Origin of the sequence: Acidiplasma aeolicum, assembly GCF_001402945.1 — an archaeon.
GTDB classification, from domain to species: Archaea; Thermoplasmatota; Thermoplasmata; order Thermoplasmatales; family Thermoplasmataceae; genus Acidiplasma; species Acidiplasma aeolicum.
Window position 1 is genome coordinate 1 of record NZ_LKBG01000147.1, and the last position, 1,185, is coordinate 1,185.

1 protein-coding gene is annotated in these 1,185 nt (G+C 27.2%); it reads right to left on the reverse strand.

Annotated elements, in window-relative coordinates:
* Positions 1–75: 75 nt before the first annotated feature.
* A complete protein-coding gene (locus AOG54_RS03810) occupies positions 76–849 on the reverse strand; it encodes a methyltransferase domain-containing protein (RefSeq protein ID WP_084779397.1) in 774 nt (257 codons plus the stop codon).
* Positions 850–1,185: the final 336 nt, after the last annotated feature.

Genomic DNA, 1,185 nt, shown 5'->3' on the forward strand with positions numbered 1-1,185 from the left:
CTTTTTTAAGGATACATTCCTGCCGTCCGGCATACTTCTTGGGCTTTCCGTCGCCAGTAACAATAAGAATATAAATTAAATTGATTTGCTTACTATAACAAGCCCATTATTATTTGGATTAAAAGGGGATGGATTTTCTATATTATTCATTACATCTATAACTTCCCAACCCGTGTTTATCAGCATTTTTGCCAAATCAGATAAATCATATAATATAACCTTTGTATTAAATTGACCTTCAAATTCTAAAGAATTGTTATTTAACTTATAATATTTCCTATTGCTTTCTATTAAGGAATTGAAATTTGAAATATTGTATTCTATTAAGACATATCCACTTTTTAGCTGTTTCCATGTTCTCTTAATGGGGTGACTTAATATAAAATTTCTGTGCCATGTTTCTAGCATGAAAATAGTTCCATTATGCGATAAGTCGTGTAACATCTTAAAAAAATTTATATCGTCATCCTGACTTTTATATCCTATACTTGTCCACCAGTTTAAAATTAAATCTGGGCTTTCATTTATAATTTTTTTTAGATTGTCAGTATACATATCTGCTTTGTATAGTTGAAATTTTTTATCCACTTTATAAATTTTACTCTTGGACTTGGCTATATTTAAAAGTTGATCAGATATGTCTACGCCTATTAAATTATACCCAAATTTAATCATTTCTATAGAAATACGACCTAACCCACAGGGTATATCCAAAACATTAGAAACATTGAATCCTTTCTTTTTTATATATTTATTAATGCTCATTGCTATTAATGGCGCTTCATCTTCCATTAGCATCATTTCATCCAAATATGTGGTGCTTGTGAATAGTTTTGTGTTATTATCCATATCTAGTGATGATACCTGAATTATTAAGTTTTATTGATAGCTTAAAGCGAAATACTCTTAAAGAGTTACAGAAATGATATCAATCCACAAAATACTATGAAAATAAGAGCTCATTATTGCAATTAAGTTATTTATAGCTAAAGTCAGTTGCATAATTCATTTCATTAAAATTTCAATTCATTATAAATCCCCTGTATAGTTAAATACAGGGAATTGATTAGTTTTTTATGACTCAAAACCTAATCAATTTTAAATCAAATAGAGATATAAGAAGGTATCGATATTTTAATTATAGAAAAAATTATTCTAAAAAATATATTAATGCAATGAATGATT